Below are 24,347 nucleotides of genomic sequence, written 5' to 3' on the forward strand. Positions count from 1 at the left end.
CATGGCGGAGCGGCACCAGCCACGCATCCTGACGATCCCGGCGGGCCTTCCTTTCCTGAAAACCCTGGCGACGACACTTTGCGACGGCCGGCTGACGCCGCTCTTCCGGCACGAGCCCGACGATCCGCTGTCGCTTGCCGGGGTGACGATCTACCTGCCGACCCGGCGCGCCGTGCGTGTGCTACGGTCGGAATTCGTCGATCTGCTCGGCGGCCGCTCGGCCATACTTCCTGTTATCCGTCCGCTCGGCGAAACCGATGACGACAGCGGCTACTTCGACGAGGCGCTGCCGGCGACGATCGATCTCGCCCAGCCGCTGTCGAATACCGCCCGCCTGCTGGAGCTTGCGCGCCTCATCCTCGCCTGGCGAAACAAGCTGCCGGAGATCGTCCGCCACATCCATTCGGACTCGCCGCTCGTCGCACCCGCAAGCCCGGCGGATGCGATCTGGCTTGCCCGCAACCTCGCGGAGCTGATCGATTCCATTGAAACCGAAGATCTCGATTGGTCGGAACTGTCGAAACTCGACACCGGCGACTATGCCGCCTGGTGGCAGCTGACAGCGGAATTCCTGCAGATCGCCAGCGCATTCTGGCCGGAGCGCCTTTCCGAACTCGGCAAATCCTCTCCTGCGCGACACAGAAACGCTATCCTCCGGGCCGAAGCAAACAGGCTTTCGACGGCCAAACCCAGCGGGCCGATCATCATTGCCGGTTCGACGGGTTCGGTTCCGGCCACCGCCGATCTCATCGCTGCCGTGGCCAATCTCGCCGAAGGCGTCATCGTGCTGCCTGGCCTCGATCTCTCCATGCCCGAACGGCACTGGCAGATGGTCGCACCGGAACCGGCGCCCGGCCTGCATGCCAATCCCGCAAGCCGGAGCCATCCGCAATATGGCCTGTCGTCGCTGCTCAAGCGCCTGAAACTGACGCGCGCCGACGTCGCGCTCCTCGACACGCCGGAGACCGATCTCGACCGGCGCGCCGAAATCCTGTCCCGGGCGCTCGCTCCGGCGGAGGCGACCAGCGATTGGGAACCCTGGAAAAACGACCTGCCTGCGGACGTGTTGTCTTCAGCCTTCGCCAACACCGCACTGATCGAAGCTGCCAACGAGCGCGAGGAGGCAACCGCGATTGCCATCGCGCTCCGGCTTGCGCTGGAAAGGCCTGGACAGGACGGCGAGAGCCGGGCGGCGCTCATCACCCCGGACCGCAATCTCGCCCGGCGGGTGATGGCGGAGCTTTCCCGCTTCGGTATCCTCGCCGACGATTCGGCCGGCACGCCGCTTGCAGTCACGCCGCAGGGCACCCTGCTGCAATTGCTGCTGGAGGCGGCGTTGCGGCCCGGCGATCCGGTGGCGATTGTCTCGCTGCTCAAACATCCGCTCGCCCGCTTCGGGCTCGAACGCGACGCTTTGGCTTCCGCCACCGAGGCGCTCGAGCTCCTGGCGCTGCGCGGCGGCGTGGCAGAAGTCGATATCAGTGCGCTCGAACCGCTCCTGACCCATCAGCTTGCCGAACAGGCCCTGGACAGGCACGCGCCGCAATGGCGAAAGGCGCTTCCGACCGATGCGTCTGATGCCGCATATGACCTTGCCCGCCGCGTTACGCAGGCGACCGAGCCTCTGGCTTCCGTGCTGATGCGGCAGCGTCCGGAGGATCGCGGGAGAACGTCGAGTTTCAAGCTGTCCGAGTGGGCCGAGCGCACCGGTCGCTCGCTCGAAGCCGTCGCGGCCGATCCGCAAGGCAATCTCGCCGATCTCTGGTCTGATGAAGCGGGAGATGCGCTCGCCGCGCTGCTCAGTGAAGTGATCGACACGGACGGCCAGATGGAGGCCGACGGGCCGCAATGGATCGACATCATGGCGGCACTTTCCGCCGGTCATGCGGTGAAGCCGCGGGCGCTCAGCCATCCCCGGCTCTTCATCTTCGGCACGCTGGAAGCCCGCCTGCAGAGCGTCGACACGCTGATCCTCGGCGGCCTGAACGAGGGCTCCTGGCCGGGACAGACGGCCAACAATCCCTTCATGCCGCGCATGATGAAGACGGAGATCGGGCTTGAGCCGCCGGAACGGCGCATCGGCCAGCTGGCGCATGATTTCGAAATGGCGAACGGCACGCGCCATCTGATCTATTCAAGGGCGCTGCGCCAGGGCTCAACACCGACCGTCGCCTCACGCTGGTTGCAGCGGCTATTGGCGCTCGGCGGAGAGGCGTTCGAAGCGGAATTGAGGGGACGCGGCAGCCGGTTCCTGCAATGGGCGGGCCTCATCGATCGGGAAGAGGCCCAGACACCCGCGCAGCGGCCCTCGCCGAAGCCGCCGCTGGCACTGCAGCCGAAATCCTATTCCTTCAGCGAAGTCGGCCGGCTGCGCCGAGACCCCTATGCCATTTATGCCCGCCGTGTCCTGCGGCTCGACCCAGTGGAGGCGTTCAACCGCGATCCAGGAGCTGCCGAACGCGGCACGCTCTACCACAAGATCATCGACCGGTTCATCCGCGAGGCCCATATCGCCGGCACGCCGGATGCAGCAGAAGCGATGGAGCACATCCTTTCCGAGCTTTTCGACATGGAGAAGCTGCCGCCGCATATCGATGCCGTCTGGCGGCCTCGCTTCCGCCAGGTGGCCCGCGCCTTCCTCGAATGGGAGGCCGGACGGCGGCCCGGCATTCGCAGGACACTGACAGAGGTGCGCGGCGGCGTCGAACTGGAGGCGATCAATATCCGGCTCAATGGTGTCGCCGACCGGATCGACGTCACGGGACCGAACGCCGCCGATATCATTGACTACAAGACCGGCTATAACCCCTCGCCCGCGCAGGCGCGCGCACTTCTCGATCCGCAGCTTGCGCTGGAAGCCGCCGCACTCAGCGCCGGCGCCTTCCGCGACGCCGGCAGCCTCGTGCCCCAGGACCTACTCTATGTCCGCCTGCGTCCGGGGCGCCGCTTCCAGGTCGATACCGTCAATAACGAGAGCTCGGCGCGCAGCGACAAGGCGAAATCGGCGATGGACCTGGCCGAGGATTCGATCGACCAGCTGGTCAAATTCGTGGGATTGCTGCAATCCGGTGAAAAGGGCTTCACCTCGCGGCTCATTCCAGCGCAGCAATTCGATTTCGGCGGCGACTACGACCATCTCGCCCGTGTTTCCGAATGGTCGACGGCCGAGACTGAGGAAGGCGGCGGCGATGAGTGATGTGGCCGACCTTCCCGATGACGACAATCCAGGCACCTGGATCGGCTGGACGACCATCCAGCAGGCAATCGCATCCGATCCGATGCGTTCGGCGTGGGTGTCGGCCAACGCAGGTTCCGGCAAGACCCATGTCCTGACACAGCGCGTCATTCGGCTTCTGCTTGCCGGGGCGCGGCCCTCGGCCATTCTCTGCCTCACCTATACCAAGGCTGCGGCTTCAGAAATGTCGAACCGCGTCTTCGAGCGGCTGTCCGAATGGGTGGTGCTCGACGACGATGACCTTAGCCGGCGGATCACCCAGATCGAGGGCGCGGCGCCCGACAGAATGAAGCTTGCCGAGGCCCGCCGGCTGTTTGCCAAGGCGCTGGAGACACCCGGTGGACTGAAAATCCAGACGATCCATGCCTTTTGCGAGGCGTTGCTGCACCAGTTCCCGCTGGAGGCCAATGTCGCGGGACATTTCTCGGTTCTCGACGATCGCGACGCAGCGGCGCTGCTTTCCGATGCGCGCCGCGCCTTGCTGACGGCGACTGCACCGGAGGAAGGCAGCGCGCTTGCCGAGGCGTTTGCCTATGTGCTCAATCTCGGCGACGAATCCGGACTTGAGAACCTGCTCGGCGACATCGTCGCCAACCGCAATGCCATTCGCCGTTTCAACGCAGCGGCCGAACAGCAGGGCGGTATGGAGATGGTCCTGCGCAAAAGGCTCGGCCTCGCCGCCGACGACACGGAAGAAGGGATCGCGGCGCAATATTGGCCATTGCCGGAGTTGTCGGGAGGCACGCTGGAGCTTTATCTCTCGCTTGCCGACCAGAAAGGCGGCGTAAAGGCGCAGGAAGTCGCCTATGGCCTCAGGCTCGCCGGACGTGAGCGTGATGACGCAAGACGCGCCGAGATGCTCGAAAGGATCTTCCTGACGGCGGCCAAGGGCGAGCCGAAGGCAGACTCGCAATTCCTGGTCAAGGCCATGCTCGCCGAGGCACCGCAGCTGGCGGACGCCATAGCCGCTGCCCGTGCGCATGTCGCGGCAAGCCGCGACCGGCTGAAACTGATGCGGATGTATGGCGCCACGCATGCCGCGCTTGTGCTCGCCGACCGGCTGAACCGCGATTACGAGGAGCTGAAGAAACAGCGTAGCCAGCTCGATTTCGAGGACCTGATCACTCGCACCGCCGACCTCCTGACGAAAAGCGGAGTCGGTCCCTGGATCCACTACAAGCTCGACCGCGGCATCGACCACATCCTGGTCGACGAGGCGCAGGATACCAGCCCGATCCAGTGGAGCGTCATCCAGTCGCTTGCCGAGGATTTCTTTTCCGGCGAAAGCGCCCGGCCGATCGTACGCACGCTCTTTGCCGTCGGCGACGAGAAGCAGTCGATCTATTCCTTCCAAGGGGCGCGGCCCGAGCGCTTTTCCGAAGAGAGCGACCGAACCCGCCGGCGCGTTTCCGACAGCGGACAGAGCTTTTCCTCCGTCAGGCTGCCGCTCTCCTTCCGTTCGACCGCCGATGTGCTCGAAGCCGTCGACGAAATCTTCAAGATGCCTGACAATGCGCGGGGTCTCAGCGCGCTCAGCGAACCGGTCGTGCATCGTTCGAGCCGCATCGGGCATCCCGGCGCCGTTGACCTCTGGGAGATGGTTGCGCCGGAAATCGTAGTGAAGGAAGAGGACTGGACAGCACCTTTCGACGCCACGCCGGAAAGCGCGCCGGCCGCAATTCTTGCGCGGCGGATCGCCCATTCGATCGGCGCGCTCGTCGGCCGCGAGACGATCGTCGAAAAAGGCAAGGAGCGGCTCATCGAAGCCGGCGACATCCTCGTGCTGGTGCGCAAGCGCGACGCCTTCGTCAATGCGCTAACGCGCGCGCTGAAGCGCCGCGGCGACATTCCGGTCGCCGGCGCCGACAGGCTTGTACTCACCAGCCACATTGCTGTGCAGGATCTGCTGGCGCTCGGCCGTTTCCTGCTTCTGCCGGAAGACGATCTGTCGCTCGCCGCCGTGCTGAAGAGCCCGCTTTTTGATCTCTCCGAGGAAGACATCTTTTCGATCGCCGCCCTGCGCGGCGACAATGAGAGCGTCTGGAGCCATCTCAGGAGGTTCGCCGCCGACGGCACGGAACGTTTCCGCACTGCCGTCGAGAGGCTGGAGCTTTTCCTCCGTCAGTCCAGGAGCCTGTCGGTTCATGATTTCTATGCGCGCGTGCTCGGCAGCCATGGCGGGCGGCGGCAATTCCTGGCGCGTCTCGGCACCGAAGTCAGCGATATTCTCGACGAATTCCTGACCTTCACCCTCGACCACGAGAGTTCCGGCCTTCCCGGCCTGCAATCCTTCATCTCGACCCTGGAGCTCGAAGCGCCGGAGGTGAAGCGCGAACAGGACAAGGGGCGCAACGAAGTGCGTATCATGACGGTGCATGCCTCCAAGGGGCTTGAGGCACCGATCGTCTTCCTCGTCGACGGCGGCTCGAAAGCCTTTACGCATACCCATCTGCCGAAGCTTCGCCTGATCGAATCCAGATCCGGAGAGCCGCCGATGCCGGTCTGGGTGCCCGTCTCCGATCTCGCCAATTCGCTGACGCAGAATGACGCGGCGCGTATCCAGACGCTGGCGGAAGAAGAATATCGCCGGCTGCTCTACGTCGCCATGACGCGCGCCGCCGACCGGCTTGTTGTCTGTGGCTATCGCGGCGTGCGGGAGAATAGCGATACCTGGCATATGATGATCTCCGCCGCGCTGCACGAAGATCATCCCTATGTGGAGGCGGCTACTTTCTCCGGCCCCGACGGCGAATGGCAGGGCACCAGATGGCGCGTGCCACGGGTGGAACGTAGTTTCGAGCGTCTCGACCACAGCCAAGAGCGCAAAAGCGAAGAGGCCCTGCCGGACGGGCTGTTGCGGCCGTTGCCGCCGCAGGCTGAGCTGCCCCGGCCGCTCAGCCCATCCGGAGCCGGGACGATCATCGACGAGGACGAAGGCGGCCTGCTCGTCACTTCGCCGCTGTTTAGCGAGAAGGAGCGCAGCGATCGTTCGCTGGAGCAAGGCAGGCTGATCCACCGCATGCTGCAGGCGCTTCCTGATATCCCACTGGACGAACGGCCCGATGCGGCGAGCCGTTATGCCGAGCGGGCGGCCCGGTTCTGGCCGGAAGCCGAACGGCTGAGGCTTGTCGATTCGGTTCTGAAACTATTGGACGAGGAGAATTTGCAGCCGGTCCTCGGAGGGCAGGCGCGGCCCGAGGTCTCGATCATGGGCACATTGACGCTCGACGACAGGCGCTACGCCGTTTCCGGCCGCATCGACCGGCTTGCCGTGCTATCCGATCGTGTCGTCATTCTTGACTACAAGACCAACCGGGTGCCGCCGGCGAGCGAAGAGGCGATCCCCTTTGCCCATAAGGCGCAGCTCGCGATCTATCGCGAGATCCTGGCGCCGCTCTATCCCGGCAAGCGCATCGACTGCATGCTCGTCTATACCGAGAACGCTACGCTCTACACATTGAGCGAAAAGGCCCTCGGTTTGGCGCTTGCAGGACTCAAGACAAAGTGAAATACCGGACATTGAAAATTCGGCACCGCACCATCACATGTGGTCCAACACCCGAGGTAAAGGAGCAGCCCATGGCTACCGTGAAAGTCGATATCAATAATTTCCAGTCGGAAGTTCTGGAATCCGCAGAACCCGTCGTCGTTGATTTCTGGGCTGAATGGTGCGGCCCGTGCAAGATGATTGCGCCGAGCCTCGAAGAAATCGCCGTCGAGATGGAAGGCAAGGTCAAGGTCGCCAAGCTCAATATCGATGAGAATCCGGAACTCGCCGCCCAGTTCGGCGTGCGCTCCATTCCGACCCTTGCGATCTTCAAGGGCGGCGAAGTCGCCGATATCTCCGTCGGCGCCAAGCCGAAGACGGCTCTTTCGAACTGGATTTCGAACGCTGCCTGATCGATATCGCCTATTGATATCACATTGACGAAAAAGCCCGGCTTCGACCGGGCTTTTTTCATTTCGTCCGCTTCATTTCGGCGGAGTGCCGTTGTCGGCAAGCACGTCGCCGACGAGATAGAGAGAACCGCCGATCAGGATGCGCGGAGGCATTGCCTCCGGATCGACGACGGATTTTATCGTCTCCAGCGCATCGCCCACCGTCGACATCGGTTCGGCGACCAAGCCGGCATCGTAGGCTGCATTCGACAATATCACCGGGTCGATCATCGCGTCGCTGCCGCGGATCGGCACGCAGAAAACCTTCTCGACCAGGCCTGCGAAAGCCTTGAAATAGCCGATCGGGTCCTTGGTGTTGATCATGCCGATGATCAGGAAAAGCGGCCGCGGCTGACGCTCCTCGAAATTGGCCATGGCTTCCGCGATCACTTCGCCGGCTCCGGGATTATGTCCGCCATCGATCCAGATCTCGGCACCGGCGGGCGCATGCGGCAGCAGCCGGCCTTCACTCAGGCGCTGCAGCCGGCCAGGCCATTCCACGGAATTCATCGCCTTTTCCATCATCGTCTCGGTGACGGTAAAGCCCGCAGCCTTGACGGCGCGGATGGCGGCAGCGGCATTGGCATATTGATGGCGGCCAGGAAGGCGCGGCAGCGGCAGGTCGGCCAAGCCGAACTCGTCCTGATAGACGAGCCGGCCATATTCCTCATGCGCCATGAAATCCTGCCCGAAGACGGCGCTCGGGCAGTGCAGCCGCTCGGCCGTCGACATCAGGACGTCGAGCGCTGCGTCATATTCCTGATGGCCGATGACGACAGGCAATCCCGGCTTCATGATGCCGGCCTTTTCCGCGGCGATGAGCTCGATCCTGTCGCCGAGATAGGGCTGGTGATCCAGTGAGATCGGCATGATGACCGAGACGGCCGGATCGGAAACGACGTTCGTGGCGTCGAAGCGGCCACCGAGGCCGACTTCGATGATCGCGGCATCCGCCGGATGTTCGGAAAACAGGATGAAGGTGACCGCCGTCAGGATTTCGAAGACGGTGATATGCTGGCCGCCATTGGCATCTGCCACGCGTCGCACGGCCTCGGCAAAGACGGCGTCATCCACAGGCTGTCCGCGCCCGCCTTTGACGCCGATGCGGTAACGTTCGTGCCAATTGACGAGATGCGGCGAGGTGTGGACATGGGCGCTGTAGCCGCCGGCCTCGAGCAGGGCGCGGCAAAAGGCTGTCACCGAACCCTTGCCGTTGGTACCGGCGACGTGGATCACCGGCGGCAGTTTCCGGTGCGGGTTGCCGAGCCGATCGAGAAGACGGGTAATGCGATCGAGCGACAGATCGAACCCCTTGGGATGCAATCCCATGAGCTTGTCGATCTCTTGCGCTGCCTCACTCACCGCTGTTTGGCCTCTGGGTATCATTTCGGCACCCCGCCTGCTTGTCGGTTATCAGGCGCTCGCCGCCAGGGCGATCGCGCCGCTATTCATGTCGTTTGCGGCAGAAACGGGCTTCTTCGTCAGGATCTTCAGAAGGCGCGCCAGCGTATCCGGAATGTCGTGACGCTTGATGACCATGTCGACCATACCATGCTCCAGCAGGTATTCGGAGGTCTGGAAGCCTTCCGGCAGCTTTTCACGCAGCGTCTGCTCGATCACGCGCTTGCCGGCAAAGCCGATTTCAGCGCCGGGCTCGGCCAGATGAATATCGCCGAGCATGGCGTAGGAGGCCGTGACGCCGCCCGTCGTCGGGTTGGTCAGCACCACGATGTAGGGCTGGCCAGACTCCTTGAGCAGGTCCACGGCAACGGTCGTGCGCGGCAGCTGCATCAGCGAGAGAATGCCTTCCTGCATGCGCGCGCCGCCGGAAGCGGGGAACATCACCAGCGGGCACTTTTCGGACGTCGCGCGTTCGAAAGCCTTGACGATCGCCTCGCCGGCGGCAATGCCGAGCGAACCGCCGATGAAGTTGAATTCGTGCACGACGGCAACGAGTTTCAATCCTTTCACCTTTCCGAGGCCGGCAAGGATCGTATCCTCCTGTTCGGTCTTCAGGCGGCTGTCGCGGAGGCGATCGATATATTTCTTTGAATCGCGGAACTTCAGCGGGTCCTGGGCGACCTTCGGCTGCGGCAGTGATTCATACTCACCATTATCGAAAAGATCGGCAAGGCGGGCCTTTGCCGGCATCTTCATGTGATAACCGGACGCCGGAATGACCCATTTGTTGGATTCCAGGTCCTTGTGGAAAACCATTTCGCCCGTTTCCGGGCACTTGATCCAGAGGTTCTCCGGCACTTCGCGACGGCCCAGCATGGAATTGATCCGCGGGCGAACGTAGTTAGTGATCCAGTTCAACTCGAATTCTCCTGGTTGAATAGTGCCAATGTGGCCAAACTATTCGGCAGCAACAAGGCGCGCCGAACGTGTTCCCGAGGAAAGGCCGCGCACCAGCGTTGCGACTGCCTGAACCGTGTCCGCCGTCGCCTTTCCGTCCTTCGTCAAGCTGGTCGCGACCTGATTGACGATGGCGGTGCCGACAACGACGCCGTCGGCCGAACCGCCGATGACCTTTGCATGCTCGGCCGTCTTGACGCCGAAGCCGACGCAAACGGGCAGCTCCGTATGCTGCTTGATGCGTTGAACCGCGCCAGAAACCAGCGACGGATCCGGCAGCGCCGAACCGGTGATGCCGTTCATCGAGACGTAGTAGACAAAGCCGGAGGTGTTTTTCAACACGGCCGGCAGGCGCTTCTCATCGGTGGTCGGCGTCGCCAGGCGGATGAAATTGATGCCTTTGCGGATCGCCGGAATGCAGAGCTCGTCATCCATCTCCGGCGGCAAGTCAACGACGATCAGGCCGTCGATGCCGGCGGCGATCGCATCGTCGAGGAATTTTTCGACGCCGTAGATGTAGATCGGATTGTAATAGCCCATCATCACGATCGGCGTCGCATCGTCGGTCTTGCGGAAATCGGCGGCCAGCTGCAGCGTCTTCTTCAGCGTCTGGCCGCCCTTCAGCGCGCGCTGGCCAGCCAACTGGATCGCCGGGCCGTCGGCCATCGGATCGGAAAAAGGCATGCCAAGCTCGATGACATCGGACCCCGCCTCCGGCAGCGCCTTCATGATGCCGAGAGAGGTGTCGTAATCGGGATCGCCGCCCATGAAATAGGTCACAAGCGCCGGACGGCCCTCGGCCTTCAGCTCGGCAAAGCGTTTGTCCATGCGTGCGGTCATGTCTTACAGTCCCATTCCCAAAATCTTGCCGACGGTGAAGATATCCTTATCGCCGCGGCCGGAGAGGTTCATCAGGATGATCTCATCCTTGCCCATCTTCGGCGCGCGCTTGATGACCTCGGCGATCGCATGTGCAGCCTCGAGCGCCGGGATGATGCCTTCGAGGCGGGTCAGGGTCTGGAAGGCCTCGAGCGCTTCATGATCCATGATCGGCACATAGTCGACGCGGCCGATATCGCTCAGCCAGGAATGTTCCGGGCCGATGCCGGGATAATCGAGACCGGCCGAAATCGAATGGCCTTCCTTGATCTGGCCATCGCCATCCTGCAGCAGGTAGGTGCGGTTGCCGTGCAGCACGCCAGGTGTTCCGGCGGTGATCGAAGCGCAATGTTCGTCGCCCTGCAGGCCCTTGCCGCCGGCTTCAACGCCGACGATCTTGACACTGGGATCGTCGAGGAAGGGGTGGAAGATGCCGATCGCGTTCGAACCGCCGCCGACGGCAGCAACGACGAGGTCGGGAAGGCGGCCTTCGGCTGCGAGCATCTGCTGTTTCGCCTCCACGCCGATCACAGACTGGAAGTCACGGACCATCTCGGGATAGGGGTGCGGGCCGGCCGCCGTGCCGATCAGGTAATAGGTATCCTCGACATTGGTGACCCAGTCGCGGAGCGCCTCGTTCATGGCGTCCTTCAGTGTGCCGCTGCCTGCTGTCACCGGTTTGACTTCGGCGCCGAGCAGCTTCATGCGGAAAACGTTCGGTGCCTGACGCTCAACGTCGGTGGCGCCCATATAGACGACGCAGGGAAGGCCGAAGCGGGCAGCAACGGTCGCGGAGGCGACACCATGCTGGCCAGCGCCGGTTTCGGCGATGATCCGCGTCTTGCCCATGCGCTTGGCAAGCAGGATCTGGCCGATGCAGTTGTTGATCTTGTGCGAACCGGTGTGGTTGAGCTCTTCGCGCTTGAAATAGATCTTGGCGCCGCCGAGTTCGGCTGTCAGGCGCTCGGCAAAATAGAGCGGGCTCGGGCGGCCGATATAATGCGCGCCGAGATGCTTCAATTCCGCCTGGAATGCAGGGTCTTCCTTCGCCCTGTTCCACTCGTCCTGGAGATCGAGGATCAGCGGCATCAACGTTTCGGCAACGAAACGGCCGCCGTAAATGCCAAAACGGCCATCCTCATCGGGGCCGGAACGGAAGGAATTCGGTTTAGGCGTTTCGTTCACTCTCAACTCCCTGAGGCCATGACAGGCGCATCCGCCCTTTCGACCGCATCGAAAAATTCATCGATCATCGCGACGCTCTTCACGCCGGGCGCGCTTTCGACGCCCGAGGAGACGTCAATACCAGGCGCTTTGGTGATCAAGAGCGCATCCGCGACATTGTCCTTGTTCAGCCCGCCGGAAAGCATGTAGTCGATGCTGCCGTCGAGCCAGCCGAGAAGGCTCCAATCGAAGGAAATACCATTGCCGCCGGGTAGTTCCGAACCCTTCGGCGGCTTCGCATCGAAGAGGAAACGGTCGGCGATGCCAATATAGGCCTCGACACGCTTCAGATCGTCGGCGGTTCGAACCGAGAACACTTTCATGACGGGCAGACCATAGAGCGCCTTGATGGTCAGCACATGTTCGGGGCTCTCGTTGCCGTGGAGCTGCAGCATGTCCGGCTTCAACAGCGAGACGATCTCGTCCAGGTCGTCATTGGTGGGATCGACGACGACGGCGACGATCTTCGCTTTGCCACGGGCAGGCTCGGCAAGTTTTGCCGCCACATCGGGTTCGATGTAGCGCGGGCTCTTTTCGAAGAAGATAAAACCGATATGGGTCGCGCCGCGTTTCAGCGCGCGATCAACGGCTTCAGGCGTCTTCAAGCCACAGATCTTGATATCCGGTTTCATGGCAGCGAAGTGACACGAAACGCACAAAGAGTCGAGCCAATTTGCGTGGGAAGCTGCATTTAACGCAAGGCTTGGCTAGTCGAAATCAATGGCGTGCAGCTGGCTGCCGTGCCGCTTCAGCCAGGATTTCGCCTCCTCCATGCCGGGGCAAAGCTTCTTGCAAAGCGACCAGAAGCGCGGGCCATGGTTCATTTCCTTGAGGTGGGCGACTTCATGGGCGGCGAGATAATCGATCACCGAAGGCGGCGCCATGACGATGCGCCAGGAAAAACTCAAGTTTCCTTCCGATGAGCACGAGCCCCACCGGCTGCGGGTATCCTTCATCGAGATCGACCGGATCGGCGCCCTGATCGTTGCGGCATGCATCGCCGCCAGCCTTTCGAGATCGGCGCGCGCTTCCTTCTTGAGGAAGGCCGCTATACGCCGGCCGACATGTTCCGGCATGCCGCTGACGCGCAGCACAGGGCTGCCCTCCACAGAGACCACCTCCGTCAAGCCGCGCAGGCTGCCGGTGTGCTCGATCCGATGGGCAACGCCGCGCAGGAGGATCTTGCCGCCGTCGCGCAGCCCGGTGTCAGTCGAAAACTTGGCAAGCCTGGTGAGCAGCCATCCCTGGTGCCGATCGAGAAAAGCATTGACCTCGCGCGCCGCAAGGCCTCGCGGCACCGTCATCTTCAAGGCACGCCCGCCCGGTTCGATGCGCAGCGTAATGCGCGTTGCCTGGTCATGCTGCTTGATGGTCAGAGGCATGAGCCGACCGGCGACGTCAAGTGTCCGCGTTTCGGGCGGAGCCGGCTTTCGCGCCTTTGGCCGTGTCTTCAGAAGCGGAAACATGGGTGTTTTCTATACGATTCGCCGGGGAATCTAAACGATTGCCGGGCGTTCAGGCACGGAAAAACCGGCATCGGTGAGATGCCGGTCATCACTTCATTGCTCAAGCCTTCAGGGCGTCTGGAATTCTGCGACCGGGCCGCCATTGTCGTCACGCTTTGCGTTCCTGCGGTCACGCATGAAGCGGTCAAACTCTTCCTGGTCCTTGGCGCGGCGGAGTTCGCGCAGATAGTCGTCAAATTCCTCGCGCATTTCGTCAAGCTTACGGCGCTCTTCCTCGATCCGGTCAAGCTCGGCCTTGCGCCAGTCGTCGAAGGCGACGTTGCCGGTCGAGAAATGCGGGCGGTGACGTCCATGCGGACGGCGGCAGGAGGCAAAGAAGCCATCGGTCGCCTGGTTGACGTCGCGCTTGAAGCCGCGCAGACGTTCGCCGAAGATGATATAGGCAAGCATGGCCAGACCAAGAGGCCAGAAAACCATGAAGCCGAGAATCATCAGGGCAATGGTAGCCGGAGTCCAATCCGGTCGAAGCAATGCTGACTGGTTCATCGTGCGGTATCCTTGCTTTGCGCGCCCGGCAAGATGGCCGAACGCTGAAATCGATGTGGTTACCGCAATAGATGCCTTCAAGACGATTGCCCGCGAAATCGGACAAGACCTTGAATCCGCTTTTCTAATTCAGCTGCCGCTCAATCAACCCGTTCGCCCGCCCTTGATGACCCGCGGGACCGGCGGCTTGACGACGGAACGGGAATGCTGGCGGACGAAGTTGACGATGCGCGGCGCGATCTCGCGGCGGAAACGCGAACCGTTGAAAACGCCGTAATGGCCGACATCCGGCTGGAGATAGTGCATGCGCATATCTTCGGGAATGTTTACGCAGATGGTCTGCGCCGCCTTTGTCTGGCCGACACCCGATATATCGTCATTCTCGCCTTCGACGGTCAGAAGCGCCACCTTGCGGATTGCCGCGGGATCCACGCGTTTGCCGCGATGCATCAATTCGCCCTTCGGCAAGGCATGCTTTATGAAGACCTGATCCACCGTCTGCAGATAGAATTCGGCGGTCAGATCCATGACGGCGAGATATTCGTCGTAGAAATCGCGGTGTTTTTCCGGTTCACCGTCGTTCTTCACGAGATGCATGAAGAATTCTTTGTGGGCGACGACGTGTCGATCGAGGTTCATCGACATGAAACCCGAAAGCTGCAGGAAGCCGGGATAGACGGGGCGCATGAACCCCGGCTGCGGCCAGGGCACGTTCATGATGACATTGTCGGAGAACCACTGCAGCGTGCGTTCCTGGGCGAGCTTGTTGACCGCCGTCGGGTTGATGCGAGTATCGATCGGGCCACCCATCAGCGTCATCGACGATGGCGAAAGCGGATCGTTGGCTTCTTCCATCACGGCAGCGGCCGCCAGCACCGGAACGGAAGGCTGACAGACGGCGATGACGTGTGTGTCATGACCGAGGAAATGCAGCATCTCGATGACATAATCGACATAATCGTCGAAATCGAACGTGCCTTCCGTCATCGGCACCATGCGGGCGTCGATCCAGTCGGTAATGTAGATATCGGCACTCGGCAGCAGCGCTTCGACCGTGCCGCGCAGCAGCGTCGCATAATGGCCTGACATCGGCGCGACGATCAGGATACGCGGGTCGCTGGCGCGGCCGGGCGGAACGTTCCGCGCAAAATGCAGCAGATTGCAGAAGGACCGCGACCAGACGATCTCTTCACGGACCGAAACCGTCTGCTCACCGATCGTCGTCTGCTTCAATCCGAATTCCGGCTTTCCGTAACGGCGAGTCGTGCGTTCGAACATTTCCAGGCTTGCCGCCATCGTCCGGCCGAACGGCGTCTGGGAAAACGGGTTCAGCGGATTGGCATAGGCAAATCGCATGATGTCCGCCGCGGCGCGAAACGGCGCCATGGCGGCGTGGTTCAATTCATAAAGCTGATAAAACATGGAAGGCGCCACCTTTCTCTATCGAAAAGATGACGCTGATTGAGAGACATCGAATCTTTCCGCAATGCGGGCACGTAACGCAGACTAACAGGTTTTTGTTGCGCAGCAACATGGACGTGCCGGACCTGCACAAGAAATGCCAGGGAATTGATCCCCGGCATGACTATAAAACTGAGAGCTTAAGGTTCAGCGCAGTTAACGTCGTTAACGATCCGCAACGAAACTCTGCTTCTGGCTGCCGAGACTTTCGATACCGAGTTCGACGACATCGCCATCTTTAAGATAACGCGGCGGCTTCATGCCCATGCCGACGCCGGGAGGCGTTCCAGTGGAGATAACATCGCCCGGGTGCAGCGACATGAACTGGCTGAGATAGGAAACGATGTGGGCGACGCCGTAGACCATGGTCCGGGACGAGCCGTTCTGCATCGTCTGACCGTTGACCTTCAGCCACATGCCGAGGTTCTGCGGATCGGCGACCTCGTCCTTTGTAACCAGCCAGGGACCGATCGGTCCGAAGGTGTCGCAGGACTTGCCCTTCGTCCACTGCCCAGCGCGTTCCGTCTGGAAGGCGCGTTCGGAAACGTCGTGCGACACGCAGTAACCGGCGATGTAGTCGAGTGCGTCGGCTTCGCTGACATATTTCGCCGTTTTGCCGATGACGACACCGAGTTCGACTTCCCAATCGGTCTTTTCCGATCCGCGCGGGATAAGCACGGTGTCGTTCGGACCAACGATCGCCGAGGTTGCCTTCATAAAGATCACCGGCTCGGGCGGCACGGTAGCGCCGGTTTCGGCTGCATGGTCGGAGAAATTGAGGCCGATGCAGATGAATTTGCCCGTGCCGGCGACGCAGGCGCCGATGCGACCTGGCGCAAGTTCCGGAAGGCTTTTCGGATCGATCGCCGCTATCCGTGCAAGGCCCGCCGGCGAAATCGCCTCGCCGCCGATATCGGCGACGTGACCGGACAGGTCGCGGATCTTGCCGTCGGAATCGAGCAGCGCCGGCTTTTCACGACCTGCTTCGCCAACACGCATCAGCTTCATGGAATTCCTCCTCATCGAAAACGGATTTGCAGTCACCTATGAACGAATTATTCATCGGTGTCATTACGGCTTTCATGAGAAGCGGTACGGCCTTCTAGAAAATTTCGGAGAGATTCGGACCGGCAGGCACGATTTTCGTCGGGTTGAGGCTTTCTACCGAGTAGTAGCCGCGCTTGATGTGATCGAGATTCACGGTTTCGGCAATGCCCGGCCAATCCAGCATGCGGCGGCAGAAAGCGCGCAAATTGGCATAATCCGAAAGCCGGCGCAGATTGCATTTGAAGATACCGTGATAGGCAACATCAAAGCGAACCAGCGTCACAAATAGCCGGATATCGCTTTCCGTGGGATGATCTGCAAAGAGGAAAGGCCGGCCCTCGACCTGCGGCTCGATCCAATCCAGGCAGGAGAAAACATCGGCGAAGGCATCCTCGTAGGCGATCTGCGTGGTGGCGAAACCGGCGCGATAGACGCCATTGTTGAGCGCCGGATAGATGCGGTCGTTGAAAGCATCGATCTCGGCGCGTCTTTCCACGGGATAAAGATCGATCGAATTTCTTGCCAACTCGCCAAAGCCGTCGTTCATCATACGCAGGATATCGGCGGATTCGTTGTTGACGACGGTCTGTCTCTCCTTGTCCCAAAGAACCGGCACGGTGGCCCGGCCGGTGAAGTCAGGTGCTGCCCGGGTATAGATTTCATGCATGTAGGTCGTGCCGTTGACATGATCCGGCGTCGCACCTGGATAGTCGCCGAAGCGCCAGCCCTGTTTCGTCAGCACCGGTTCAACGACCGACACGGAGATGACATCTTCCAGGCCCTTGAGCTTGCGGCCGATCAGGGTGCGCGAGGCCCAGGGGCAGATATAGGCAACATAGAGATGGTAGCGGCCGGGGCTGGCTTCGAAACCACCTTCGCCCGTCGGCCCGGCGCGGCCATCCGGCGTCACCCAATTGCGGAAACTGGAGATCTGCCTGACGAAGCCGCCCTTTTCATCCTTTGCCTGAACGGGCTGCCAGTCTTCCGTCCATTTTCCGTTCACCAGCATGCGCAATTCTCCGACCATATGACTGAAGCGGTTCATTATCTTGCTTCGGCGTCCGCGTAAGGCCGCTTTTATGGAGACAGTCTGTCCACCCAACCTGCGACGACGCTGCGCTTGCCAAGCCGGCAAAGCAGGAAATATGACTTTGATGAAATCCAAATGAGACGAGACGGGAGTTCGAAATGCACCTCTCCAAGGCCGTCGTGCGCACCGAACATGCGAGCCGTTATCTGCAGCAGCTCTGCAAACACTGGAGCCACAAGTTCAGCGTCGATTTCGATCCAACAAAGGGCCGGGTGCCGTTCAGCGATGCGGCCGAGGTGACGTTCATCGCCGACGAGACGACGCTGACCATGACGCTTTCCGTTGCCGACCTCGCACAACAGGCAAGGATGCAGGGCGTCATCGACGATCACCTGAAGCGCTTCGCCTTCCGCGAGGAACTCGACATCGTCTGGACGGACTAAGCCTGGCCCGATTCAAATTTTGCGTCCCAACCCCTGGAACAAGCATGACGAAGAGCAATAACCGCGAATCCCAATATCCGATCGATCCGATGTTTCTCGATCGCTGGTCGCCCCGCGCCTTCACCGGCGAAATCATCGAGGAAGCACAGCTGCTCAGCCTGCTCGACGCCGCCCATTGGGCGCCGTCCTCCTCCAACCAACAGCCCTGGCGTTTCATTTATGCCCTCAAAGGCTCGGAGCATTGGGAAAAATTCGTCGCATTGCTCGTCGATGCCAACCAGGAATGGGCGAAGAATGCATCGGCACTGATCTTCGTCGTGTCACGCGCCTTCACCGGCGCTGCCGGTTCCGGCGAGGAAAAGCCGAGCTACACCCATTCCTTCGATGCAGGTACGGCTTGGGGATATCTGGCGCTCCAAGCGCGCCTTTCCGGTTTCTATGCACATGGCATGGCCGGCATCAAGCTTGAGGAAATCGGCAAGACGTTCGGCATTCCGGAGGGTTACCGGGTTGAGGCCGGCGTTGCAGTTGGTCGCCTGGCCGACAAGAGCGTCCTTTCTGAACGCTACCAGGCGCGCGAATTCCCCAGCCAGCGCAAACCGCTCTCAGAGATCGCCTTCAACGGCCATTTCGTCGCGAATTGAGTGGCGCTCGAACAAATAAAAGCCCCGCCGTCCCGGGATGGCGGGGCTTTTATTGAGGAATAACGGTCAGATATCGAGATTGGCGACGCTGAGCGCGTTGTCCTGGATGAATTCGCGACGGGGTTCAACTTCATCTCCCATCAGGCGGGCGAAGAGGCCGTCGGCATCGGTTGCATCATTGACCTTGACCTGCAGCAACGAGCGGACGTTCGGATCGAGCGTCGTTTCCCAGAGCTGCTCGGCATTCATCTCGCCGAGGCCCTTGTAGCGCTGCATGGTCAGGCCCTTGCGACCGCTGGCGAAAATCGCATCGAGCAGCGCGCGCGGGCCTGAAATCTCGATATCACCTTCGCGGCGATGCAGAGACGGCGGCGTCTGGTAGATTTCCTTGAGGCGTGATGTCAGCTGGTCGATGTGCCGGGCATCCGAGGAACCGATCAGCGCCATGTCGAGCACGACGATTTCCCTGACGCCACGGACCATTCGTTCCAGGCGCAGGCCGCCATCGCTGGTCAGATCGCCCTGCCAGCCGCGCTCGGTTTCCTCGGCAATGATATCGAGACGGCCTGCCGCTTCATTTGCCAGCGCCAGCGCCCTTGTCTGGTCGCTGACGAGATCGGCGTTGAGGGCGCCGGCAATGGCGGCCTGTTCGACGACGGAACGATTGTAGCGCGAATGAAGATTATCGAGCAGGGTGCGCATGCGCAGCGCATCCAGGATAACCTCGCGCAAATCCTGGCCGGCGCGGACCTCGCCGCTGCCGAGCCTCAGCGAAGCATCCTCCAGGCCCTGGCTGATGAGATATTCCTCGAGCGCCTTTTCGTCCTTCAGATACTGCACCGACTTGCCGCGCGAGACCTTATAGAGCGGCGGCTGGGCGATATAGAGATGGCCGCGCTCAATCAGTTCCGGCATCTGGCGGAAGAAGAAGGTGAGCAGCAGGGTGCGGATATGGGCGCCATCGACATCGGCGTCCGTCATGATGATGATCTTGTGGTAACGCAACTTTTCGACATTGAACTCGTCCTTGCCGATGCCGGTGCCGAGCGCGGTGATCAGCGTGCCGATTTCCTGGCTGGACAGCATCTTGTCGAAACGGGCGCGTTCGACGTTCAGGATCTTGCCACGCAGCGGCAGGATTGCCTGGTTTTCGCGCGAACGGCCTTGCTTGGCCGAGCCGCCGGCGGAATCGCCCTCGACGAGGAAGACTTCAGATTTCGCCGGATCGCGTTCGGAGCAGTCGGCAAGCTTGCCCGGCAACGAGGCGATATCGAGCGCGCCCTTGCGGCGGGTCAATTCGCGGGCCTTGCGGGCCGCTTCGCGCGCGGCGGCGGCCTCGACGACCTTGCCGACGAGAATCTTGGCTTCGCTCGGATGTTCTTCGAACCAGGTGTTCAGCGCCTCGTTGACGAGACTTTCGACAACAGGACGGACTTCCGAGGAAACGAGCTTGTCCTTGGTCTGCGAGGAGAATTTCGGATCCGGCACCTTGACCGACAGCACCGCCGTCAGGCCTTCACGGCAATCTTCGCCCTGCAGCGTTACCTTTTCCCTTTTTGTGATGCCGGAATTGTCGGCATAGGAAACGACCTGACGCGTCAGCGCCGCACGAAAGCCGGCCATATGCGTGCCGCCGTCGCGCTGGGGAATGTTGTTGGTGAAGCAGAGCACGTTCTCATGATAGCTGTCGTTCCACCACATCGCGACTTCGACGGTGATGCCGTCTTTTTCGCCGCGAATGGCGACCGGCTTGTCGACGAGCGACTTCTTGGCGCGGTCGAGATAGGCGACGAAAGCCTCGAGGCCGCCGTCATAACGTAGTTCTTCCTGCTTGATATCGGAATGGCGCTTGTCGGTCAGCAGGATACGCACGCCCGAGTTCAGGAAAGCGAGTTCGCGAAGGCGATGCTCCAGCGTTCCGTAGTCGAATTCCGTCATGGTGAAGGTGTCGGTGCTCGGCATGAAGCTCACTTCCGTGCCGGTCTCATTGGGCGCTTCGCCCGTCACCTTCAGCGGAGCATCGGCCACGCCATGGGTGAAGCTCATTTCGTGGATCTTGTCGTGGCGGCGGATCTTCAGCTTCAGCCAGACGGACAGCGCATTGACGACGGAAACGCCGACGCCGTGCAGGCCGCCGGAGACCTTGTAGGAATTCTGGTCGAACTTGCCGCCGGCATGAAGCTGCGTCATGATGACTTCGGCCGCCGAGACGCCCTCGCCGGTATGAATGTCCGTCGGGATGCCACGGCCGTTGTCGGTCACCGTTACCGAGCCGTCCGGATTGAGCGTGACGGTGACGATGTCGGCATGACCGGCCAGCGCTTCGTCGATCGCGTTGTCGACGACTTCATAGACCATGTGATGAAGGCCGGAGCCATCGTCGGTATCGCCGATATACATGCCGGGGCGCTTGCGCACAGCATCGAGGCCCTTCAGGACCTTGATGGAATCTGCGCCATATTCGGTGCTTACGCCGTTTTCCGTCGCGGATGTATCGCTCATTCTGTCGAGATTTTCCCTGTTGTCGTAAAGCGGCGGCGCGCCTTGCGAATCACCGGCTTTCTTCACTCTCGTATATAGGTTTTTTAAGGTGAGTTCCCAATGGCAACTCCCCTGAACAAGGCATAAAACAGGGGATTATGACGCTTTTCCGTCGCCTTTGCCGCCATTTTCGAGAAGTGCCGATAGCCGGGCGATGTCGGCGCTGTCAAGGCTGCGAATCTGGCGCGCCAGCCGGTTGGCAAATTCGGTATGTTCGGGAGGCAGGCCGGAGGTGTCGATGACGACGCGCGGGTCCGAAGAACGGGCCAGCAGAAACAGCTCCTCGGCCTCGTCCCAGATGATGTTGAAATAACCGGCGATGCGCTGCAGCAGATCGAATGTCGGCAGGCCGCGCTTTCCATGTTCGAGCGCGGAGAGATAGGCGGGGGAGACGTTCAGCGCTTGTGCCATTTCTTTCTGCGAGACGCCCTTGCGCGCTCTCAGCCTGCGAACCGCCTCTCCGAAAGGTGTCATGGCCTTTCCCCATGCCGCCGGGAAAGGCGGATATAGAGCGCGCCCTCACCACCATGATGCTGTGCAGCCGACTCATAAGAGGAAATCAGGTAGCGGAATTCCGGCTTCGAGAACCAGAGGGGTACGGCCCGCTTCAAAGCCCCCTCGCTGCCCATCGAACTGCCCTTGCCGGTGATGACGAGCACATGGCGCATGCCGCGCTCATGGGCGCGGATCAGAAAATCGAGAAGGATGGCATGGGCCTCGCTCTGCACCAGCCCATGCAGGTCGATGCGCGCCTCGAGCGCCAGCCGACCCTTAGCGATCTTCCGCTTGACCGGTCTTTCCAGCGGATGGTGCACTCCGGCCAACGGTTTCGCCGCCGAAGGTGTTACCGCCTGTGGCGCGACCGGCGACGCGGCTGTCTGCTTTTCGGCTTTCTCCTGCTCGGCCGCCGCTTCGGCTTGCGCAAGAAAGACGTCGAGCTCGGTCAGTTCTCCCGCTTTGCCGGGCATCGGCCGCGTGCTGCGGGCGACCTTGCCCCAGAGGATTCTCTCGTCAGTGCTGAGCTTACGGTCCCTCGCCATCAGCCGAATCGTCCGGCGGCGGCATTGGGGATGAGAATGGTGAAATCGGCGTCGTTGCGAACGGTGCCGGCACTTTCGCCGGCCATATCTCCCGAGCCGGTGAAGATATCGCCCCGCGCCGGCCCGACAATCGCCGAGCCGGTATCGAGCGCCAGCATCAGCCGGCCGAAGGGCCGGCCCTCATCGAGATGGACGAGGCTTTCGGCGCGGATGAAAAAGGGAAAGCCGAACGTATGGATCATCCGATCGACCGCAAGCGAGCGACCGGCGAGAAGCGGCACTTTTGCGGCGGCGATCGGACCCGCCTCAAGATCGGCGGTTCTCAGGTGAGGAGCCCGCGAGGGCGTCTCGCGGAAGAAAATATAGGAGCGATTGTGCCAAAGCACCTCGTCCACCTGCTCGGGATTGCGTGCCAGCCAGGCGCGGATCGACTGCATCGAGATATTGGCCCGGTCGATCTCCCCGCGCTCGATCAGCAGCTTGCCGATGGCCGAGAACGGATGGCCAGCCTTTGCCGCATAGGTGATGCGGCCGATGCGGCCGTCGCTGTAACGCAGGCGGGCGGCACCCTGGACATGCACGAAGAAGACATCGACCTTCGATTTCGCCCAGGCGATTTCGAGGCCCCGGCCTTCGAGAAAACCTTCGTCGATGGCGCGGCGATCCGGATAGGCGCTGATGCGGCCGTCATGCAGACGGCCGAACACATAGGTCTCACCCAACTCGGCGGGGCGGTTGGCGCCGTCGAGATCGATCAGATCGTCCGGGCGGCGGTAGAAGGGAAATCGGTAAATTTCGTCCGGCCTTTCCGACACATCGATCTCAGGTTCGTAGAAAGCGGTGACGAAGCCGGAATTGCCGTCTTTTCGGCGGATCAGAAAGGGCCGACAATGCCTTTCAAAAAAAGCGCATGCCGATGCCGGCGAGGAGGGCGTGAAATCTTCGGCAGCGTTCAGAAGCGGAAGCAGGTCTTCCGAACTGAGGCCGAGCGATCCGGTGCGGTAGGGTTTGACCTCGGTGATCTGCCGCCGGCAGCGCCGCATAACTTCAAAAAGGCCGGAGGGATCGTCATCCTTCCAGCCTTCCAATGTATCGAAGCTCACAGCCTGCAGGACGAAGTCCGATGCCTGGTCACTCATGTTCCGATTCGGTCGCCACAAGTTTCCAGTTCGGGTCACGCGAGCGGGTGTCGCGGGCGAAGGTCCACAGATCGTTGACCTCGGCGACGTTTTCAGCGTCGCCCTCGATCAGCGCATCCGCCTTGTCATAGGTCGCCGATATCAGCTGGCTGACGATACGCACGGTGATCTGGGCTTCACTGCCCTTCGTCTCCGCATGGGTGATTTCGGCCTTGTCGATGCCGACGAAGGTGGATTTCACCTTTTCGCCACGGGCTTCGCGATCGGCGATCGCCGTCTCGAACCCATCATAGACTTCGCGGGACAAAAGGTTCTTCAGCGCTTTCCGGTCGCCATCGGCATAGGCCATGACAATCATCTCGTACGCCATGCGGGCGCCGTTCAGAAACTCCTTTGGATTGAACGAGGCATCGGCCTTGTTCAGGGCGCGCAGCGATTCGTTGAGCGGCGTTCCGGGCGCAGCGAAAGCATCGATGGCGGAGAAGCGATCGTCATCCTCGGCGGTCGCGTCGCGCCGCGGCAGCGTCACGACCTTGCCGGCATCGGCGGCTTCAGCCGGAGCCGCATCCCGCGGCGTATAGAGATCGCGCGGCGGCTTCTCATTTCCCGTGCGGCGTCCGAGAACGGAACGGAGCTGAAAGAAAATCAGCACCGCCGCCACCAGGAAGAATAATGTGATGAAGTCATTCGAACTCATATCGTATCGCAACCGCCGTTAACATCTCTGATTTGTACTCCCATATAGTCCGCCTATACAGATGATTCAAATGATGGCTGGCATCTTCGCCGGCGCCCGAGAGGAGACCGGCAAAAGCCGGGGAAATGACGACCATGCGTTTTTCGATCCTGCCAGCTTTCATCCTGCTGCTGCCGCTTGCCGAAATTGCCGGTTTCGTCGTCGTCGGCCGGACGATCGGACTGGCGCTGACGCTTGCGCTCGTCATGGCGAGCTTCGTTATCGGCGTGATCCTGCTGCGTAAACAGGGCATCGGCATCCTCCGTCGCATGTCGAGCGAAGGCCGAAATGGTGTGATGCCGGGCCGCGAGCTGCTGCAGCCTGCAATGAACGTCATCGCCTCGCTGCTCCTGATCATTCCCGGCTTCCTCTCCGATCTCATCGCGATCCTCATCCTCATTCCGCCGGTGCGCGATTTCGTCTGGCGGGCGATCGCCAAGCGCTTCGTCGTCAACGCCAAGGGCGGCTTTTCTCCCGGCCCGCAAAACGACTTCCGCGACCGAAAGCCGAATTCGAAGGTGGTCGATCTCGACGAGGAGGACTATCATAGGGACCCGAAGCCCAACTCGCCCTGGTCCGGCAAACATCTCGGCGATTAAGGCGCCACGGCCGTTTGATC

General features: G+C 61.4%; 21 protein-coding genes. 6 read left to right on the plus strand and 15 right to left on the minus strand.

The window, feature by feature from the left end; genetic code table 11:
* The first annotated feature begins 1 nt into the window (after window position 1).
* The 3 genes from addB to trxA all read left to right on the plus strand — a co-directional run bounded on the left by addB (window position 2) and on the right by trxA (window position 7,135).
* A complete protein-coding gene (gene addB, locus EFB14_RS28295) occupies window positions 2-3,196 on the plus strand; it encodes a double-strand break repair protein AddB (RefSeq protein ID WP_126829833.1) in 3,195 nt (1,064 codons plus the stop codon).
* Complete coding sequence (gene addA, locus EFB14_RS28300) at window positions 3,189-6,743, plus strand: double-strand break repair helicase AddA (protein ID WP_126829835.1); 3,555 nt, start codon at window positions 3,189-3,191, stop codon at window positions 6,741-6,743. Before addB ends, addA begins: the two co-directional genes overlap by 8 nt.
* 71 nt (window positions 6,744-6,814) lie before the next feature.
* Window positions 6,815-7,135, plus strand: a complete 321-nt coding sequence (trxA, locus tag EFB14_RS28305) for a thioredoxin (RefSeq protein WP_008528748.1) — start codon at window positions 6,815-6,817, stop codon at window positions 7,133-7,135.
* 72 nt (window positions 7,136-7,207) lie between these two features.
* Here the strand turns inward: trxA and EFB14_RS28310 are convergent, their stop codons facing one another.
* The 10 genes from EFB14_RS28310 to EFB14_RS28355 all read right to left on the minus strand — a co-directional run bounded on the left by EFB14_RS28310 (window position 7,208) and on the right by EFB14_RS28355 (window position 17,164).
* Entirely contained in the window at window positions 7,208-8,560 is a 1,353-nt protein-coding gene (locus EFB14_RS28310) for a bifunctional folylpolyglutamate synthase/dihydrofolate synthase (protein ID WP_126829838.1), read from the minus strand.
* A gap of 27 nt (window positions 8,561-8,587) precedes the next feature.
* Entirely contained in the window at window positions 8,588-9,493 is a 906-nt protein-coding gene (gene accD, locus EFB14_RS28315) for an acetyl-CoA carboxylase, carboxyltransferase subunit beta (protein ID WP_125849665.1), read from the minus strand.
* Between the two features lie 39 nt (window positions 9,494-9,532).
* Window positions 9,533-10,372, minus strand: coding sequence for a tryptophan synthase subunit alpha (gene trpA / locus EFB14_RS28320; RefSeq protein WP_125849667.1), 840 nt, complete (start codon window positions 10,370-10,372; stop codon window positions 9,533-9,535).
* 3 nt (window positions 10,373-10,375) lie between these two features.
* The gene (gene trpB / locus EFB14_RS28325) at window positions 10,376-11,596 is read right to left on the minus strand and encodes a tryptophan synthase subunit beta (RefSeq protein ID WP_126829840.1); all 1,221 of its coding nucleotides are present in this window, start codon (window positions 11,594-11,596) and stop codon (window positions 10,376-10,378) included.
* A gap of 2 nt (window positions 11,597-11,598) precedes the next feature.
* Window positions 11,599-12,267, minus strand: a complete 669-nt coding sequence (locus EFB14_RS28330) for a phosphoribosylanthranilate isomerase (protein ID WP_126829842.1) — start codon at window positions 12,265-12,267, stop codon at window positions 11,599-11,601.
* 75 nt (window positions 12,268-12,342) lie between these two features.
* On the minus strand, window positions 12,343-13,101 hold the full coding sequence (locus EFB14_RS28335; RefSeq protein WP_126829844.1) for a M48 family metallopeptidase: 759 nt from the start codon (window positions 13,099-13,101) through the stop codon (window positions 12,343-12,345).
* A gap of 108 nt (window positions 13,102-13,209) precedes the next feature.
* Entirely contained in the window at window positions 13,210-13,647 is a 438-nt protein-coding gene (locus tag EFB14_RS28340; protein WP_126829846.1) for a DUF2852 domain-containing protein, read from the minus strand.
* Window positions 13,648-13,791: 144 nt separating this feature from the next.
* Complete coding sequence (locus EFB14_RS28345; RefSeq protein ID WP_126829848.1) at window positions 13,792-15,069, minus strand: polyhydroxyalkanoate depolymerase; 1,278 nt, start codon at window positions 15,067-15,069, stop codon at window positions 13,792-13,794.
* A gap of 204 nt (window positions 15,070-15,273) precedes the next feature.
* Window positions 15,274-16,116 carry a fumarylacetoacetate hydrolase family protein gene (locus EFB14_RS28350; protein WP_126829850.1) on the minus strand — a complete coding sequence of 281 codons (843 nt, stop codon included), beginning with the start codon at window positions 16,114-16,116 and terminating at the stop codon, window positions 15,274-15,276.
* A 94-nt stretch (window positions 16,117-16,210) separates the two neighbouring features.
* Window positions 16,211-17,164, minus strand: a complete 954-nt coding sequence (locus EFB14_RS28355) for a glutathione S-transferase family protein (RefSeq protein ID WP_126829994.1) — start codon at window positions 17,162-17,164, stop codon at window positions 16,211-16,213.
* A gap of 179 nt (window positions 17,165-17,343) precedes the next feature.
* On the opposite strand from EFB14_RS28355, the gene EFB14_RS28360 reads away from it, so the two are divergent.
* Both EFB14_RS28360 and EFB14_RS28365 read left to right on the plus strand, forming a co-directional pair.
* Window positions 17,344-17,628, plus strand: a complete 285-nt coding sequence (locus EFB14_RS28360; protein ID WP_126829852.1) for a DUF2218 domain-containing protein — start codon at window positions 17,344-17,346, stop codon at window positions 17,626-17,628.
* A gap of 44 nt (window positions 17,629-17,672) precedes the next feature.
* Window positions 17,673-18,272, plus strand: a complete 600-nt coding sequence (locus EFB14_RS28365; protein WP_126829854.1) for a nitroreductase family protein — start codon at window positions 17,673-17,675, stop codon at window positions 18,270-18,272.
* Between the two features lie 66 nt (window positions 18,273-18,338).
* Here EFB14_RS28365 and gyrB read toward each other — a convergent pair whose 3' ends face one another.
* The 5 genes from gyrB to EFB14_RS28390 form a co-directional block, all read right to left on the minus strand.
* Entirely contained in the window at window positions 18,339-20,774 is a 2,436-nt protein-coding gene (gene gyrB, locus EFB14_RS28370; RefSeq protein ID WP_126829856.1) for a DNA topoisomerase (ATP-hydrolyzing) subunit B, read from the minus strand.
* Window positions 20,775-20,909: 135 nt separating this feature from the next.
* Window positions 20,910-21,287 (minus strand): helix-turn-helix domain-containing protein, encoded by a 378-nt coding sequence (locus EFB14_RS28375; protein WP_126829858.1) that lies wholly within the window; start codon window positions 21,285-21,287, stop codon window positions 20,910-20,912.
* Window positions 21,284-21,853 carry a Smr/MutS family protein gene (locus EFB14_RS28380; RefSeq protein WP_126829860.1) on the minus strand — a complete coding sequence of 190 codons (570 nt, stop codon included), beginning with the start codon at window positions 21,851-21,853 and terminating at the stop codon, window positions 21,284-21,286. The genes EFB14_RS28375 and EFB14_RS28380 overlap by 4 nt, the downstream gene beginning before the upstream one ends.
* Window positions 21,853-22,992, minus strand: coding sequence for a murein transglycosylase A (gene mltA / locus EFB14_RS28385; RefSeq protein ID WP_126829862.1), 1,140 nt, complete (start codon window positions 22,990-22,992; stop codon window positions 21,853-21,855). The genes EFB14_RS28380 and mltA overlap by 1 nt, the downstream gene beginning before the upstream one ends.
* Entirely contained in the window at window positions 22,985-23,689 is a 705-nt protein-coding gene (locus EFB14_RS28390; protein WP_125849695.1) for a Tim44/TimA family putative adaptor protein, read from the minus strand. The genes mltA and EFB14_RS28390 overlap by 8 nt, the downstream gene beginning before the upstream one ends.
* 134 nt (window positions 23,690-23,823) lie before the next feature.
* Here EFB14_RS28390 and EFB14_RS28395 point away from each other — a divergent pair, with 134 nt between their 5' ends.
* On the plus strand, window positions 23,824-24,327 hold the full coding sequence (locus tag EFB14_RS28395) for an FxsA family protein (protein ID WP_126829864.1): 504 nt from the start codon (window positions 23,824-23,826) through the stop codon (window positions 24,325-24,327).
* The last annotated feature ends 20 nt before the right edge of the window (window positions 24,328-24,347 follow it).

Origin of the sequence: Rhizobium fabae (assembly GCF_003985135.1) — a bacterium.
In the GTDB taxonomy this organism is placed as follows: domain Bacteria; phylum Pseudomonadota; class Alphaproteobacteria; order Rhizobiales; family Rhizobiaceae; genus Rhizobium; species Rhizobium pisi.

Excerpts from the sequence above, each read along its gene's own strand:
- EFB14_RS28340 (WP_126829846.1), bottom strand. The coding sequence starts at position 13,647 with ATGAACCAGTCAGCATTGCTTCGACCGGATTGGACTCCGGCTACCATT.
- EFB14_RS28365 (WP_126829854.1), top strand. The coding sequence starts at position 17,673 with ATGACGAAGAGCAATAACCGCGAATCCCAATATCCGATCGATCCGATG.
- EFB14_RS28395 (WP_126829864.1), top strand. The coding sequence starts at position 23,824 with ATGCGTTTTTCGATCCTGCCAGCTTTCATCCTGCTGCTGCCGCTTGCC.
- EFB14_RS28380 (WP_126829860.1), bottom strand. The coding sequence starts at position 21,853 with ATGGCGAGGGACCGTAAGCTCAGCACTGACGAGAGAATCCTCTGGGGC.
- EFB14_RS28375 (WP_126829858.1), bottom strand. The coding sequence starts at position 21,287 with ATGACACCTTTCGGAGAGGCGGTTCGCAGGCTGAGAGCGCGCAAGGGC.
- EFB14_RS28355 (WP_126829994.1), bottom strand. The coding sequence starts at position 17,164 with ATGCTGGTGAACGGAAAATGGACGGAAGACTGGCAGCCCGTTCAGGCA.
- trxA (WP_008528748.1), top strand. The coding sequence starts at position 6,815 with ATGGCTACCGTGAAAGTCGATATCAATAATTTCCAGTCGGAAGTTCTG.
- EFB14_RS28360 (WP_126829852.1), top strand. The coding sequence starts at position 17,344 with ATGCACCTCTCCAAGGCCGTCGTGCGCACCGAACATGCGAGCCGTTAT.
- addA (WP_126829835.1), top strand. The coding sequence starts at position 3,189 with ATGAGTGATGTGGCCGACCTTCCCGATGACGACAATCCAGGCACCTGG.
- gyrB (WP_126829856.1), bottom strand. The coding sequence starts at position 20,774 with ATGAGCGATACATCCGCGACGGAAAACGGCGTAAGCACCGAATATGGC.
- EFB14_RS28330 (WP_126829842.1), bottom strand. The coding sequence starts at position 12,267 with ATGAAACCGGATATCAAGATCTGTGGCTTGAAGACGCCTGAAGCCGTT.
- EFB14_RS28350 (WP_126829850.1), bottom strand. The coding sequence starts at position 16,116 with ATGAAGCTGATGCGTGTTGGCGAAGCAGGTCGTGAAAAGCCGGCGCTG.
- EFB14_RS28310 (WP_126829838.1), bottom strand. The coding sequence starts at position 8,560 with ATGATACCCAGAGGCCAAACAGCGGTGAGTGAGGCAGCGCAAGAGATC.
- trpA (WP_125849667.1), bottom strand. The coding sequence starts at position 10,372 with ATGACCGCACGCATGGACAAACGCTTTGCCGAGCTGAAGGCCGAGGGC.
- EFB14_RS28335 (WP_126829844.1), bottom strand. The coding sequence starts at position 13,101 with ATGTTTCCGCTTCTGAAGACACGGCCAAAGGCGCGAAAGCCGGCTCCG.
- EFB14_RS28345 (WP_126829848.1), bottom strand. The coding sequence starts at position 15,069 with ATGTTTTATCAGCTTTATGAATTGAACCACGCCGCCATGGCGCCGTTT.
- mltA (WP_126829862.1), bottom strand. The coding sequence starts at position 22,992 with ATGAGTGACCAGGCATCGGACTTCGTCCTGCAGGCTGTGAGCTTCGAT.
- addB (WP_126829833.1), top strand. The coding sequence starts at position 2 with ATGGCGGAGCGGCACCAGCCACGCATCCTGACGATCCCGGCGGGCCTT.
- EFB14_RS28390 (WP_125849695.1), bottom strand. The coding sequence starts at position 23,689 with ATGAGTTCGAATGACTTCATCACATTATTCTTCCTGGTGGCGGCGGTG.